Below are 422 nucleotides of genomic sequence, written 5' to 3'. Positions count from 1 at the left end.
AGCTACCACCGAGCACAATATCTGTACCACGACCCGCCATATTGGTCGCGATAGTCACCGCAGCCGGATAACCTGCCTGAGCAACAATCGCCGCTTCGTTGGCGTGGAATTTGGCGTTCAGGACGTTGTGCTTAATACCGGCTTTGGTCAGTTCGTTTGACACCAGCTCCGATTTTTCGATGGAGATAGTACCCACCAGCACCGGCTGGCCTTTCGCAGTACGTTCTTTGATATCTTCAATGATCGCCTGAATTTTTTCCGCTTCAGTCATGTAGACCAGGTCCGGCAGATCTTTACGAATCATTGGACGGTTGGTCGGAACAACGACGGTATCCAGCTTGTAGATTGAGCTAAATTCGAAAGCTTCGGTATCAGCAGTACCGGTCATCCCCGCCAGTTTTTCATACAGACGGAAGTAGTTC

General features: G+C 50.5%; 1 pseudogene. It reads right to left on the bottom strand.

What is annotated here, in order from left to right:
- Positions 1-422 (bottom strand): annotated as a pseudogene (locus RhoFasB10_RS25890) (preprotein translocase subunit SecA); the annotation flags it as partial.

The sequence above is a fragment of the Rhodococcus sp. B10 genome (genome assembly GCF_011770055.1).
GTDB classification, from domain to species: Bacteria; Actinomycetota; Actinomycetes; order Mycobacteriales; family Mycobacteriaceae; genus Rhodococcoides; species Rhodococcoides kyotonensis_B.
The sequence above is the reverse complement of the archived record's forward strand: the minus strand, read 5'-3'. Positions and strand labels throughout refer to the sequence as shown.